Genomic DNA, 13,418 nt, shown 5'->3' on the forward strand with positions numbered 1-13,418 from the left:
CAGATGGTTCACTCGTTAAGCGGTGAACAACGCTTCATACGACCTCAGGTCGCACAGACATAAATGAGTTTCGAAGAACCAAGTATTAGCAAATCACGAATTAGCATAAGTATGGAAAGTCACTAAGCTCACTGTCCAGTATTGTTTTTACACAAATCTGACATTGATGAATGCCATAAGCTATCGATATAAACATCAATATATTGTATTATTATATCCGTATTTATACTTATTAGGATTTTCTATGTTGATTCACGAATTTTCGAATAAGGACGTTACCGCTGAGCATGTAATTTTAGCTCAAGCAATACTAGCAGGGACTGCTCAAGGTGATAAAAGTAAAGCACAGCGCTTTATGATTTTTGTAAATGAGATTCCCGATGCGCCGACTGTGCAAAACCTGATTCCACGCTTTAGTCAATTTATGAAGCTCTTTAAAGCCAGCTGACATTCAAAATACGTTACACAGGGATGTGTAATTAAGATCACCAACTCCCCCCTAACCACTACCTACTTTTAAACTCTATCTGACCCTATGCTCGCTCTATATCTAGCCATTGTTGTCGGAGGACAATAGAGTTTGATCAATTTTAAAAACGTTTCTGGACATAAACGAGTTTTGATTTCTGTGAGTTAAGGTGTGTTAGGATAAGATCAGTTAGGCCAAACCTATTCTCACGCTGCGTTCTGATAACGGTACTAACTGTGTGAGGCAGCAACACAGAACATGTTCAACTTACAAGGGTAAATGAGTTAAAAAGGTATTTCTTTTTCTGCAACAGGTTCAAGTATCTCAATAACATCATCACACATTTCTTCACGTGTTCTCTGGTCAGCATAGTCTGAGCCTTCATTTACTCGGGGACGCTTTAATGAATCAAGTGCATCATTAATCGTTCGTAGAAGAAGTTCGTTGCCAAACTGTATAGCATTCTTTTTTATCTGATATTTGCAATTGACCTACAAATTCGGCCATCTGTTTTTCTAGTTAATCAATCTGACCATGTAAGTCTACTTTTTCTTGCTCCCAACCATCTACTTCTCTTTCAAGCAACTTACTTTGGTACTCCTGTGCAGATAATAAGGCATTCCTAGCCAATTTAATGTCATGATCCTTGCGTGATTCACCAAGTGTATTGAGGACTCTCCAATCAAGTAATAGTTGGATTGCGGGAATGACCGTTAAATATAACAACGTCAATAGAGCTGGGTAAGCGAGGTCACTTAGTACATCAAATTTGGTGGTTTTCCGTTTCAACCTTGATATCTAAGGATGTAAACATGAACTCCAAAATAAAGGCGTGATTAACCAGCGCCCAAGATAGTACAAATGCTCCAACTATAGGTATTTTCATTCGTTGAGCTAAAGTATCACTTACAGGTTTGATGATTTTGTTATGCATAAATTATTTTATTTAATCAATAACGTATGTTATCTCAAATGTAAAATAGGAACTAGAACCAACACCACCTGGTCCCCCCACTCCTCATCCATTCTCAATTTACGCGCATAGTTATATTAATCCACTTAAGCATGGTTTGTAGTGAATTCATTGCTCGAAGCTTGGAACAGCTTTTGCCAAGATAAATACAGAGTTTAATCTGTATTTTATAGATTGATTCAGATTGATAAGTTAATGATATTATTACTTGTATTAATTTGGATGTCAGAACAACTAATGATAAGCCCTATCGCTTTAGTGATGTGGATTCACGACTCAATTCTGTAGAGATATCACTTCCTGAGATTCGTAGGTCATCCAAAAGATTTTGTGATATAGGGTTACCATAATGTGACTGTTCACAATGATGACGGTATCCAGAGTATACACCCCATGCTAACAGGCGCGGCCAGCTTAAGTTCTTAAAATAGTCATCGCCGCTTTCTTGCAAAGCAACGGCCGCTTGTTTTACTTCGTCCATATGGGAGCCGACACTATGATTGTAAAAAGCTGCTGGTACACCAAGTTCACGTGTTGCAATATGTCTAGATTCTTTACCAAATTCTTGACTTTGAGATGTTGACTTTGTTCGACCTATAAATCTAACAAAAATGCTCACAACCAACCAACCAACGACTGCTATCCCGATAAATTCAAACATGAAACCTCATTAAAAGTGCAGGAGTAAAAACAGCATTATATTATAGCTTTTAAATTCCACAACGATAGACTCTAAAACTGATAAGTTGATCTACTGGATTAAAATTACAGATAGCCGATATCATCGACTATAAGGCTCTTGGGTGAGCATACTGCGTCTTAATTAGCTTTCAAGTTTACTACTACACTGATTAGAAAAAATAGGTCAAATTGCCACCCGTAAAGTGTGGTAGATAAGAGCACTAACTTGAAAAGGGGCAAATCCGTGTTAGCCCAACCTCCCTCGGTAATCACACCAACCTCAAATTCCCTCCTAATCTCCCCTTAATCCGTATCTTCGATCCATTATGATTCGTGGAAAGGGGAGGAATTGATTACCGATCATGACATGTGCATTTACACGTTCAGCGATAAAGAAGGTTCTCCCCCTCGGTCGTCAATCTACAGGGGGTGATGAACTCAACTTGAGGGGGAGTTAGAGGGGGAGGGTGTTTCAAAATCGACGAATACACGGCAGCCTATCAGCTATTGAAAGCACGGCGATTGAGCCTGATATGAATGGAACGCACATACGTTCCAATTGAAAGATTTAGCGTTCTAAAACATACAACGTATAAGTGTTATTCGATTCCAACCACTCTTTTACCGCTCGGTTAAAAGTGACCAACTTCTGTGGTTTTACTCTTCTTTGAGCATAGATAAGGCTTAGCTTTTGGGCTTTTATCGACCATTCTGGGAACACGTGAATAAGCTCACCTTGTTTGAGCTGCTCTTCAACTTGATAGAACGGCAAGCTGGCGACACCTATCCCTTGCATCGCTAACTCTAAAATTGAACTGTAGGTATTCGAGCTAACGCTTCCGGTTACTTCAACATGGTAGGTTTGCTCACCATTGATCAACTCCAGCTGATTCCAACGTTCATTTTGACTGTTAAGAATGAAGCTACATTTGTGGATGTCTTTGGTGGTGGCGAGTGGGTTAGTCGATGCGTAATCCGCACTGCAAACGAGAACATTGCGGATATGCCCGAGATCGTTGGCAATCACATCATTAGGCAGTTCATCGTAGGCTCTAAAAGCAATGTCAAAGTCGCCAGATTCTATCTTCTTTTTCATCGGTCCAAAGTCGAGAATCAAATCCACTTTTGGGTACTCTTGCTTGAAAGTAGGGATGATATGACGACAAAGCGCACGCCCAAACTCTATCGGTGCGGTAATTTTTAAATCGCCTGCTACTTCCTGCGTCATGTCTAAGACACGCATTTCCGCTTCAGTTGCTAATAGTTGAATTTGCTTCGCTTTCGAATACAACTCTTCACCCACTTCCGTGAGGCTGATAGAACGAGTCGTTCTGTGAAACAGTTTAGAATTCAATGTTTCTTCGAGTCGTTGTACATGCCGAGACACCAAACCTTTTGACACATCCAATACTTCAGCGGCCTTGGTGAAGCTTTGCTCTTCGGCGACAGTCAAGAAGGTCTGCATATAAATCAAATTCATCATTAACACCATTTAGTAAACAGTGAAGTCATTTTGTACTGTTTTTCTCTCTCCTTCAAGAAACTAAGATTCAAAACGTAAACAGAAAGGAGAAGAACAATGAACAAATTACTACTTATTACCGCTGCAATGGCTGCCTCTATGAATGTTTCAGCTGCCTCTGTTGTAGAAAGTAACCCAACACTGGTTGGAGACTCATTCGGCTTTGTTGAAGGCCCAACATGGGATGTGGAACATCAACGTTTCTTGTTTAGCGATATTCCAAATAACACAACCTACTCTTACGATCTTAACGGCAAGTTGAGCGTTTTTGATGATAATTCTGGCTATGCCAATGGTCTCGATATTGATGTGAAAGGCAACCTTTGGGCTGCTCGCCATGATAGAAAGTTGTCGTACCGTCAGGGCAACGGAGAGAAAGTGATTGTCGCTGCAACGTATAACGGCAAGCTGCTCAATAGCCCGAATGATTTAACCGTTAACAGCGATGGCAGCGTGTGGTTCACCGATCCTCCGTTTGGTATCCAAGGTTACGGCCCAGCAAAGGCAGAACCAGAGCAACCGGTTAATGGCGTTTATCGTTATTTAGATGGTGATCTAAAGTTGATCACTGGAGAGTTCAAGCTACCAAACGGCATCGCTTTTTCTTCTGATGAATCTTCGTTATACGTTGCCGACACATCTGATGGTTGGGTATACCGATTTGATGTTGATGGACAGTCACTCAGCAATAAGACGCAGTTTGCCCAGGTGAAGGCGGAGTCTGGCTCTGAACCTATGGTTGATGGCGTCGCTGTTGATGCCGATGGCAACCTATTTGTTGCAGCGCACGGTGGCGTGGGTGTGTTCGATAAAGACGGTAAGCAGATTGACTTCATTGCTATTGATGCGGGCCATATCAGCAACCTAGAAATTGGCGGGAAACAGCAAGAGTTACTGATGGTAACGGCATACAACAAAGTGTTGGTGTTCAAGCTTAAGTAACACCTTACACAAACGAAAATAAAAAGGGACGGGTAGAAATACCGGTCCCTTTTCTAGTTTGAATAAGTCGAAAGTGGGTTAGCTCAATGTGCTTTAATGATGCTGCCTACGATTAAGGTTTAGGCTGATTGGCTTCTACATCAAGCGCCGTTTGATTTGACCTGCTGAAGTACTTTTTCCATTTTATTGGCATCATAGGAATGACGATCAGGCTGATGCCGACAAGGGTCAACATGTCTGGAATCTCGTCAAACCACATCACGCCAAATAGGGTCACAAACACCAACCCCGAATATTCTGCGAGAGCAATTTGGTTTGCTGGCGCTTTTTTATAAGCCACCACCACAAGGGCATGGTATCCCAGAACGAATAGGTTGATTGCCATAATCCACCCAACATGACGCCATTCAATCGCCGCCCATGCAGGCAGAGCAAGAGCCAACGCCAGCGGCAGAGTCATTACACTGGTCCAAAATAGTGTCGAGATAATGTGTTGTTCTGCGTGAAGACGTTTGATCAAGATATTGCCGACACCCATAGCGAGCGCGCTGCCTAAGCCTGCAATAGCGGCCCAGTGAAATTGCTCTGGACGCAACACGATTAACACACCCACGAAACCAATCAATGTCGCGACCACTTTTGATGATGTCGGCTTCTCTTTCAATAAAACAATAGAAAGCGGGAGCATCAGAATAGGTCCAACATAGAACATCGCATTTGCGGTCGCCAAGGTGAGGTGTGTGATGGCAATCATTGCGCAGCCACTCCCCACTAGGATGAATTGAGCCCGCAAGAAGTTGATGCGACAACCACCTTGCATGCGCGTCTCTTTGGGTAGCTTTAGCCAAAAAGGAAGCAGCAACATCACGCTCAATAGCTGGCGGATAAACACATATTGGAACGTGGGCACTTCACCGTTCAGCACTTTGAGTGAGACGTCTGAAAAGGAGGCGAGTAGGTTTGCGAATACTAAGAGCAAAATCGCGTGGTTGGTGGCTTTGGTCATACAGAAACAGTGCTACATATTTGTCATACAATTATGGGCGCACATAATACATGAGAATCGAAAATATGTAAGAACAAAAACCAAGTAAGAAGAATGTCGTTCGATGCTTACTTATATGGGGTGCGAGATTTGCTGTTACGACCTGAGTTCAGTAGGAGAGTGCCCAGTCCAATTCGGTATTTATCGAATAATCGAATGAATATGCAACAATATCAGCGCATTGGAGATCATCGCTGTTTGAGCCTACTTGGCAGAGAGACACTGTCGGGTAGGATCTCGCAGCTCAATAATGGTATTGCCTGTGTCTTTTCGTTTGAAAGCAGAGTCATTAACTTGAGCATTGCTGAAGTCAGTGCGAAACAAGTCGGCACGCAGTAAATCGACGTTGAGCATTTGGGCGTAACTCATGTTGGCGTTACGTAGGTCAGCATCGCGGAAGCTCGTATTGTTGAGGTTCGCGTGGCTGAAATTGGCATAGGTGATGTCAGCCTCATTCATGTCCGCACCCGATAAATCGGCGCCACTAAAATCAGTACGTATCAGGTTGGCGCAACGAAGGTCAACATCTTGAAGCGCTAGATTACTTAGATCGGTATTACCTAATTGTGCTCGTTCGCCGCCTTGGTTTTCCAACCACAATTTATGCTGATCTAAAATAGAATCGAGTTGTTGTCAGAGTTTGTTGGTCGAAAGCGAGATCAGTTTTAGGCGATTCAAAGAAAAGCAAACAACCAAGTTAGTCATCTCGGTTATTTGCTTTAGATTTGTTGCTTTTATGGTGAATGGACGAGCGCTTTTCGAGGTTAAAGCGTGTTTTTGTACACCTTGCCGTCTTTCATGATCAGTTTTTGTGTCTCTGTGTTCGCCACACATGCAACACTTTCCAGTGGGTTGCCATCGATGATCAATAGGTCGGCATACGCGCCTTCAACGATCTGACCTAACTTGCCTTCTTGGTATGGGTGTTGGTAGGTCGACATTTCGAACAAGCGACCACAGTTTGATGTCGCCATGCGAAGCGCGGTGATGGTATCGAATACTTGCTCAATCGCACCAAGTTCATTCAATTGTGTCGCGTGAACGTTGGTTTCACCTACACAGTCAGTGCCAAAAGCGATGTTCTGGATGTCGTATTTCTTAATCAGTTCTGCTGACTTGAACATCGCTTTGCCTACGCGTTCTGTCTTGCGGTATGTCTCTTCATTTGGCAGCGGGATCTTACGCTCTGCAATCAATGAAGAGGTAAAGTAAGAAGGAATCACCCAAATGCCTTTCTCTTTAATGATTTCGGCAATGTCGTCGTCCATGATGGTCGCGTGTTCGAAAGACATCACGCCCGCTTCAGCTGCTCGGCGCATCGCATCAGAGGTGTGGATGTGCGCAGCGACATAAGTGCCGTAATCTGAAGCGGCCTCAACTGCGGCTTTCATCTCGTCTGATGTAAATTGCAATGTGTCTAGCGGGTCGAAGGTTGAAGATGCGCCACCGCCAGCCATGATCTTGATTTGTGATGCGCCCATGAATAGCTGTTCACGCACCGCTTTCAATACTTCTGAACGCCCATCGGCCACTTTCATTGAGCCTTGCTTCATCATTGGTGAGTCTTCATGGCCGTTTGCTAAACGCTCTTGTGCTTGGTTTTGACGGTAATCGGAGTGACCACAGGTTTGTGAGATAGCCGCCATTGAAGGAAGAATGCGTGGGCCAGTCGCATAGCCCTTGTCGATACTGTTTTTAAGGCCAAGCGTATTGCCCGCCACGTCGCGAATGGTAGTAAAGCCGCGCATTAACATCTCTTCTGAAATCTTTGCTGAGCGAATCGCCACTTCTTCACGAGTCATCGTATCAATGACATTAAAAGAGGCAGAGAGCGTGATATGAACGTGCGCATCAATCAGGCCTGGCATGACTGTGCCACCTTGAGCATCAATGATTTCATCCGCTAACGTTGCATCAACCTCGCCAATTTGAGTAATCAAGTTGTCTTCAATAAGAAGTGATACGTTCTCGATTAGGTTGTTATCAACACCGTTAAATACGTTCGCGTTAGTGATTAGCTTTTTCATAGTCTGCACCTTTTGGAAATGAGTGTGTGTCGCTGATGGGGTCATCATATGGGGCGCAGCATTTGAAGAATGGCCATTTGGTGACAAGCAATGACGAGACTTATCTTTTGGTGCTTTTCAATATTTCTAAGTTTTTCCTACTCGAACGTTAAGGTGTATTTCAAATCGTCGTCACCTTGTGTTGAGAGTCAATTTACCGAACTGTAACTGGATCTAAAACGGAAGGCTTAATGAAAATACTGAATGAGTTCATCCACTTATAGGTCGAACGTTAAATTGACAATATCTTATAAAATGTTAAATCGGTGTCAGTATTTAGGGGCTCTGACATTGGTCTGAAATTTAAGTTCGTTCTATGAGGCAACATCCTTACATCAAGAAAAATATATGCTTAAGGATTAACTCATGAAAAAACAAAATATCTCGGCAGTCGCCCTTCTAGCACTGATTATTACGGGTTGTGGTGGAGAGAGTTCATCAGGAGGTGACAGCACAACGTCTAATAACGCTAATGTTCCAAGTAATCCAAGTAATCCCGGCTCATCATCTACCTCTCAGCAGCCTGACATTAAAGCTCTTAGCAACAATATGATTTTTGCGATCGAAGGTTTTATCGAAGAAACGGATCCAATCAGAAATTTCTCATCTATTACCGTCAAAAATGAGCTGCCTGCGTTCAAGAGTGGAGATACTCAGGAGGTTGATGTGACTATCGCTGTACCAACAATCGTTATCGATAATGGCAGCAACTTTGTTAACGATTGGCACTGTTACGAAACCACAGGATTAAGCGCGCAAAGGAAGGATCATCAGTTACTTGTGGACGGTACAATTTCTGAATATCGATACGATATGCAAAGTAACTCTTGTTCTAGTGAGCTCTTGGGATCGTATGTGTTTAACGATGCGGTGTTCGACAGTTCGTTGGAATTTAAAACCGTTGGCAGCGTAGTTTCCAAAGATGGGAGCGGGACAGAGTCTAATTTACCTACTTACGATTTTATCGCTCAAGCTTATGGAGAGCAGTCAAAAGAGCGGTTTGGTGATTCGTGGGAATTATTACAGCGCGACAAAATTAACGCAGCAGCTAAGGAGGTTGGGGCCTCGATCTTTGAGTTGAACACTTCATCTGGAAAGATCGATTTGGATCTAGGTCAGCTTAATAGCGACACTCTCATCGATTTCGCTTCACTAGATACAAATCAATTATTGAATGGTGCGATTTGGGGGATGCCCGGTCAAGGCGTTGCCGATGAAAAATGGTGCCGAATTGTGAATATTCCAGAAGATCTAAGTCAGAACAGTATCAAGTACCAATCTGTTATCTCGACAAATTGTGCGAGGTCGACACAACGTTATTGTGATGCCTTTGGTTCATCGTTTTCGAGTGGTAACTACCCACCAGCAGCTCCTATCGCTTGGGACAATAATACGGCGAGTAATGCCCAGTTGAACTCAGATGAGCAGTACCGAAGAGATGCTCAAGGTCACTTTGTTGTGAACAGTTCTGGTCAGAATGCGTTTGTCCTCTCATCCAATTCGGTTGTGATTCCTATTTTCGGTTACACCAGTCCACGAAGTGATGGGCAAATTAACAATGCCGGTCTTAATAGTTGGGCTGGTCACGAAGGTCACTGCCAAAACGTGATGAATAGCCGACACACAAAGATGGGGATTGGATACAAAGCCAGTAAGTCAGATGCATCGAAGATGTCTTATTGGACGCAAGATTTCAATTAACACACTCATTGCTTAAATAAAGGTCATCCATTTAGCGTCGCTATTCTTTCTTTAGTTGGTAGTGGCAGGTTACTTGGTAGTAGCAGATCACTCGAGAGTGCCATTTTACTTTACAGTGATACGTGGGCGATCAGGATTATTGAAGGTGGAGGCGCGAGGACACTATGACGATTCATTAATGTCGTGAATGATTTTGAGTGGTGTCATGAAATGGTAAGTTTTGCTTCGATTCGAACGCTAAGATGTATTTCAAATCAAGGCTACTTATCAAATTAGAGAGAGACAGAATGACTAAATCAGACAAAGTTTACGGGTTCAACACACCACAACGTCTATTCGTAGGTTACACGTTAGCCGTGCTGGTGGACTTAGTAGTGCTTAACTTTTTCGATGAGTACTGGGACTTCGTCAACATTGAATCTTTCACTATTTCTTTGATAGCGGCGTTGTTGTTGAAGCTCTCTATTGGTTTAGAGCACAAGATTGCCGAGCACTTCAAAAGCAAGCCGGGCACCGCGCCTAAGGTTTACCGAGCAATCACCACTTATATCATCTTGGTGGGCTCAAAATTCGTGATGCTAGAAGCGATTAACCTTCTGTTCGGAGATAAGGTGAGTTTTACAGGCCCTTGGGGCGGTGTTGTCGCGTTCTTCGCGGTGGTATTTACGATTCTGGTTGCTGAAGTGATTGTATCGAAGATCTACTTTGCTCTGGATGACAAACAAGATTCAAATGTGAAAGCGCTTAAAGAGACCAACGCGTAACACAACATAAAATACCTATGTGAATAACAGACGAGCCAGCTGAATAAGCTGGCTCGTTTTCGTTTGAGTTGCGATAACCAATTCGATACGCTAATTGGCTTTATTTTTCGTAAACCACATCCCCGCGTAACACCGTCATCAACACCTGAGTCTTAGCGATTTGTCTTGCCGATACTGTGGTGATGTCTCGGTCGAGAATCGCGAAGTCTGCTGATTTTCCAACCTCAATAGAACCTGTTTCGCCTTCAATCCCAAGACTTTTGGCTGCATTAAGCGTGTAAGCGTCGATAGCTGTGTAGATATCAGTTAGGCCCGTTTTACCCATGATTAAACTGTTGGCGATGCCGACTAAAGGGTTGATGTCGTGTACGTTCCAATCACTGCTTAAGGTGATGTTTGCGTCGGTCTTGAGTATCGCGTCGAGGTTCATCATGGCTTTAGCACGGCGAGCACCAAGGAAAGCTTCGGCCCATTGGTGTTGATGCCTTGCAACGTAATCAGAGCCGACTTGGAAATCTGCGGTTACGTCTAATTGGAGAAAGCGTGGTACATCTTCATCATTGATTAATTCGACATGGGTTAGGGTGTAAGGCTTGGTTGAACCTTGTTTGCGAATACTTTCTATCGCATCAAGGGATTCACGAACTGCGCCATCACCAATCGCATGAATGTGCGCACTAAAACCAATTTTATCGAGCGCGCTGAGCCACTCTTTCATCTGTGTTGGTGGTATATAGTTCAAGCCATTAGGAGACTGGGGTAGATAAGTATCTAAGTAGGGTGCGAGCGTTTTGGCGGTGCCATTGATAAAGATGCCATCGCTGTACATTTTCACCTGATCGACAAGTAACAGACGGCTTTTATCGTCGGAATACATCTTTTCAAAGACTTCTAATTGAGAAGGCATTGCCATCGATGGGTACACCCAAGGGCGTAGCGAGACACGCGCCGTTAAGTCTTGATTTTGCTCGGCCTCTAGCCAAACGTCATACCAACCTCGTTTCCAGTACATTCGACCGTCACCAATGGTGGTAATGCCGTGGGCTGCCGCTTCTTCAAGACCAAACATTAACCCTTGGTAGCTTTGCTCAAACAGTTCGCTTTGGCTATTCCAAGCCATCTCCATCACTTGATCGCCAGCATTGTCTAATAAGATGCCATTAAGCTTGCCGCTGTTTTGGTCTTTTAAATAAGCGCCGCCTTGCGGGTTCGGAGATTGTTGGCTGATTCGGGCGATTTTCAGGGCTTTAGAGTTGACCCACATCGAGTGAGAGGTTTGCTCCATGATCACCACTGGGCGGTCTGGAAAAATACTGTCGATGATCTCAAGTGGTGTGTATTCAGAGTCGCTGTCGAGTGTCGATTCCAAAGAAAAACCATAACCCATCAGCCAGCCTCTGCCATCGGTATCAGCATTGATCTTACACGCTTCTAAGTAGGGGATTTGCTCTTCTAACGTTGCTTCAGAGTCGAGTTCACAATTGCCACCCAGCTCTGAGGCGGCTTCAAACACATGGTTATGGTTGTCAATGAACCCCGGCAAGACAAAGGCATTGTTTAGATCAATGACATCAGTACTTTGCCCTTGAAAAGTTTGCGCCTGTGATTGGTTACCAATGAAGATGATCTTGCCGTTGTGGGTAACGATCGAGTCCGACTCACGATGCCCGTATATATCTGCATTGGTAAATATCTGGTCTGCACTTTGGCTTTTAACGGCGGTTTGTGTTTGAACTGCTGTTTGCGCTTGGACAACGGTGTTGGCTTGTGCAAGAACGGGCGCTACGGCGGTAAAGCTTGCGAGTAATGCTATCCATGCAGTGCGTGACAGAGTGAGCTTGTTGTTCATTATTATGTCTTCCATGTTCCACTGTTTAGTAAGTATAGAAAGCGAGTGGCAAGTGTGAAACTCTACATGAATGACAAATAAAAACCGCGATTAATCAATAAATTGTGTCTTGAACAAATCTTCAATTACGACTCTTGTTTTAGGCTTTCACGCAGATCTTTCTTATATTCGTCATAAGAGTTATAGCCATAGAATTTCCAGGTGTAGTCACCTTTAATATTGTGACTGTAGGTGATCTCGCCGATCCACTGTTGACGTGTGGCAAGAATCATATCGCGAATTTTTAATAATAAAGTGTCCATAGTTGCTCTCCTGATTAAGTTCACTTGCAGTATATTTATCGGAGACGAAGAGAAGAGTACCGTCAGCGCAATGTTCAATACTTTTCAGTCAATGTGCTGATTTGGGTGGTTTGTTACGTATACTTTCAATATTAAAAGGTCATTGAGTATCGTAATGAAAGGTTACTTGGAAAAAGTGCCACAACGAGTTGGCATGTCTTGGCGCTATAAGAAAATTGTCGAGAACAGTAAAAGCTATGGTTGGCACCGACACGAAGAGTATGAGATAGCGATACATCGTCACTTTGCTGGCCATAGTTTTATTGGGCACCATCAAAGCGATGTGTTTCACAACCACATGATTTTGGTAGGGCCAGATTTGCCTCATGCTATTTATTCTGAAGAGAGCGCTGATGACCAACGAGTATGTGAAACGCACGTGGTTTGGTTTCGTAAAGATTGGATAGAGCCGTTGATAGACAGTTGTCGAGAGCTCGAACCGTTGCGTGCATTGCTGGAAGATTCAAAGAAAGGCCTGCAGTTTTCGTCCGCTACCGCAGAGAAGGCAACGGAATTGTTAGATAGGGTGATGGAGAAACCACCGCACCAACAGTTACTCACCTTATTCTCATTGTTTTCGGTGTTACTTGATGACGAAGAGGTGGTGCAGTTGATTAACCCGATCTTTAAGGCCTGCGAAGGTGATGAGATCAGCGATAAGCTAAATAAGGTCGAAGCCTTCTTAATGAATCACTTCATTCAAGATATCTCGATTAACGATTTAGCCAGTCATCTGTACATCAGTGAAAGTAGTGTTAGGCGCTTGTTTCAAAAACATTATAAAGAGAGCTTCAGTCAACGGCTTAAAAAAATCAGGTTGAATGTCGCGTGCGACTTGCTGATTAATACGTCATTGCCTGTCAGTTTGATCTTGGAGAAAGTGGGATATGACAACCAAGCTAACTTCAATCGTCAGTTTAAATCCTATAAACAGGTGACACCGACTCAATATCGAATAGCAATGAAACGCCATTGATTCATTCGCAGACTAAACGATTCACATAAGATTCTGAATAAATTACAGTTAAGTGAACTATAAAAATGGATTTAACGTACTACCAAGGA

General features: G+C 43.3%; 13 protein-coding genes. 5 read left to right on the forward strand and 8 right to left on the reverse strand.

Annotated elements, in window-relative coordinates; translation table 11 throughout:
• The first annotated feature begins 244 nt into the window (after positions 1–244).
• Positions 245–448, forward strand: coding sequence for a pyrophosphatase (locus AB6D06_RS04140; RefSeq protein ID WP_102420170.1), 204 nt, complete (start codon positions 245–247; stop codon positions 446–448).
• 540 nt (positions 449–988) lie between these two features.
• Here the strand turns inward: AB6D06_RS04140 and AB6D06_RS04145 are convergent.
• From AB6D06_RS04145 to AB6D06_RS04155, 3 genes are all read right to left on the reverse strand, one after another.
• Positions 989–1,258 (reverse strand): hypothetical protein, encoded by a 270-nt coding sequence (locus tag AB6D06_RS04145; RefSeq protein WP_240698607.1) that lies wholly within the window; start codon positions 1,256–1,258, stop codon positions 989–991.
• 431 nt (positions 1,259–1,689) lie between these two features.
• Entirely contained in the window at positions 1,690–2,103 is a 414-nt protein-coding gene (locus AB6D06_RS04150) for a hypothetical protein (RefSeq protein ID WP_372109949.1), read from the reverse strand.
• A gap of 588 nt (positions 2,104–2,691) precedes the next feature.
• On the reverse strand, positions 2,692–3,603 hold the full coding sequence (locus AB6D06_RS04155; protein ID WP_372109950.1) for a LysR family transcriptional regulator: 912 nt from the start codon (positions 3,601–3,603) through the stop codon (positions 2,692–2,694).
• Between the two features lie 99 nt (positions 3,604–3,702).
• Between AB6D06_RS04155 and AB6D06_RS04160 the strand changes: the two genes are divergently transcribed.
• A complete protein-coding gene (locus AB6D06_RS04160) occupies positions 3,703–4,587 on the forward strand; it encodes an SMP-30/gluconolactonase/LRE family protein (RefSeq protein ID WP_108208894.1) in 885 nt (294 codons plus the stop codon).
• Positions 4,588–4,699: 112 nt separating this feature from the next.
• On the opposite strand, the gene AB6D06_RS04165 is transcribed toward AB6D06_RS04160, so the two are convergent.
• The 3 genes from AB6D06_RS04165 to AB6D06_RS04175 all read right to left on the reverse strand — a co-directional run bounded on the left by AB6D06_RS04165 (position 4,700) and on the right by AB6D06_RS04175 (position 7,659).
• Positions 4,700–5,593, reverse strand: a complete 894-nt coding sequence (locus tag AB6D06_RS04165; RefSeq protein WP_076645582.1) for a DMT family transporter — start codon at positions 5,591–5,593, stop codon at positions 4,700–4,702.
• A 243-nt stretch (positions 5,594–5,836) separates the two neighbouring features.
• The gene (locus AB6D06_RS04170) at positions 5,837–6,232 is read right to left on the reverse strand and encodes a pentapeptide repeat-containing protein (RefSeq protein WP_372109951.1); all 396 of its coding nucleotides are present in this window, start codon (positions 6,230–6,232) and stop codon (positions 5,837–5,839) included.
• A 164-nt stretch (positions 6,233–6,396) separates the two neighbouring features.
• Positions 6,397–7,659 (reverse strand): amidohydrolase family protein, encoded by a 1,263-nt coding sequence (locus AB6D06_RS04175; RefSeq protein WP_102429130.1) that lies wholly within the window; start codon positions 7,657–7,659, stop codon positions 6,397–6,399.
• A gap of 405 nt (positions 7,660–8,064) precedes the next feature.
• Here AB6D06_RS04175 and AB6D06_RS04180 point away from each other — a divergent pair, with 405 nt between their 5' ends.
• Positions 8,065–9,399, forward strand: coding sequence for a CAP domain-containing protein (locus AB6D06_RS04180; protein ID WP_372109952.1), 1,335 nt, complete (start codon positions 8,065–8,067; stop codon positions 9,397–9,399).
• A 287-nt stretch (positions 9,400–9,686) separates the two neighbouring features.
• Positions 9,687–10,163, forward strand: coding sequence for a hypothetical protein (locus AB6D06_RS04185; RefSeq protein WP_137001578.1), 477 nt, complete (start codon positions 9,687–9,689; stop codon positions 10,161–10,163).
• Positions 10,164–10,263: 100 nt separating this feature from the next.
• Here the strand turns inward: AB6D06_RS04185 and AB6D06_RS04190 are convergent, their stop codons facing one another.
• Complete coding sequence (locus AB6D06_RS04190) at positions 10,264–12,012, reverse strand: amidohydrolase (RefSeq protein WP_372109953.1); 1,749 nt, start codon at positions 12,010–12,012, stop codon at positions 10,264–10,266.
• Between the two features lie 125 nt (positions 12,013–12,137).
• Positions 12,138–12,314: a hypothetical protein gene (locus AB6D06_RS04195; RefSeq protein WP_181360208.1), complete on the reverse strand. Its 177-nt coding sequence runs from the start codon at positions 12,312–12,314 to the stop codon at positions 12,138–12,140.
• A gap of 154 nt (positions 12,315–12,468) precedes the next feature.
• Between AB6D06_RS04195 and AB6D06_RS04200 the strand changes: the two genes are divergently transcribed.
• Entirely contained in the window at positions 12,469–13,329 is an 861-nt protein-coding gene (locus tag AB6D06_RS04200) for an AraC family transcriptional regulator (RefSeq protein WP_372109954.1), read from the forward strand.
• The last annotated feature ends 89 nt before the right edge of the window (positions 13,330–13,418 follow it).

The sequence above is a fragment of the Vibrio sp. 10N.239.311.G01 genome, from assembly GCF_041465805.1.
GTDB lineage: Bacteria > Pseudomonadota > Gammaproteobacteria > Enterobacterales > Vibrionaceae > Vibrio > Vibrio crassostreae_C.

Bases quoted from the DNA above. Each gene is read 5' to 3' on its own strand.
- AB6D06_RS04140 (WP_102420170.1), top strand. From the start codon at position 245: ATGTTGATTCACGAATTTTCGAATAAGGACGTTACCGCTGAGCATGTA.
- AB6D06_RS04150 (WP_372109949.1), bottom strand. From the start codon at position 2,103: ATGTTTGAATTTATCGGGATAGCAGTCGTTGGTTGGTTGGTTGTGAGC.
- AB6D06_RS04155 (WP_372109950.1), bottom strand. From the start codon at position 3,603: ATGAATTTGATTTATATGCAGACCTTCTTGACTGTCGCCGAAGAGCAA.
- AB6D06_RS04160 (WP_108208894.1), top strand. From the start codon at position 3,703: ATGAACAAATTACTACTTATTACCGCTGCAATGGCTGCCTCTATGAAT.
- AB6D06_RS04165 (WP_076645582.1), bottom strand. From the start codon at position 5,593: ATGACCAAAGCCACCAACCACGCGATTTTGCTCTTAGTATTCGCAAAC.
- AB6D06_RS04175 (WP_102429130.1), bottom strand. From the start codon at position 7,659: ATGAAAAAGCTAATCACTAACGCGAACGTATTTAACGGTGTTGATAAC.
- AB6D06_RS04180 (WP_372109952.1), top strand. From the start codon at position 8,065: ATGAAAAAACAAAATATCTCGGCAGTCGCCCTTCTAGCACTGATTATT.
- AB6D06_RS04185 (WP_137001578.1), top strand. From the start codon at position 9,687: ATGACTAAATCAGACAAAGTTTACGGGTTCAACACACCACAACGTCTA.
- AB6D06_RS04190 (WP_372109953.1), bottom strand. From the start codon at position 12,012: ATGAACAACAAGCTCACTCTGTCACGCACTGCATGGATAGCATTACTC.
- AB6D06_RS04195 (WP_181360208.1), bottom strand. From the start codon at position 12,314: ATGGACACTTTATTATTAAAAATTCGCGATATGATTCTTGCCACACGT.
- AB6D06_RS04200 (WP_372109954.1), top strand. From the start codon at position 12,469: ATGAAAGGTTACTTGGAAAAAGTGCCACAACGAGTTGGCATGTCTTGG.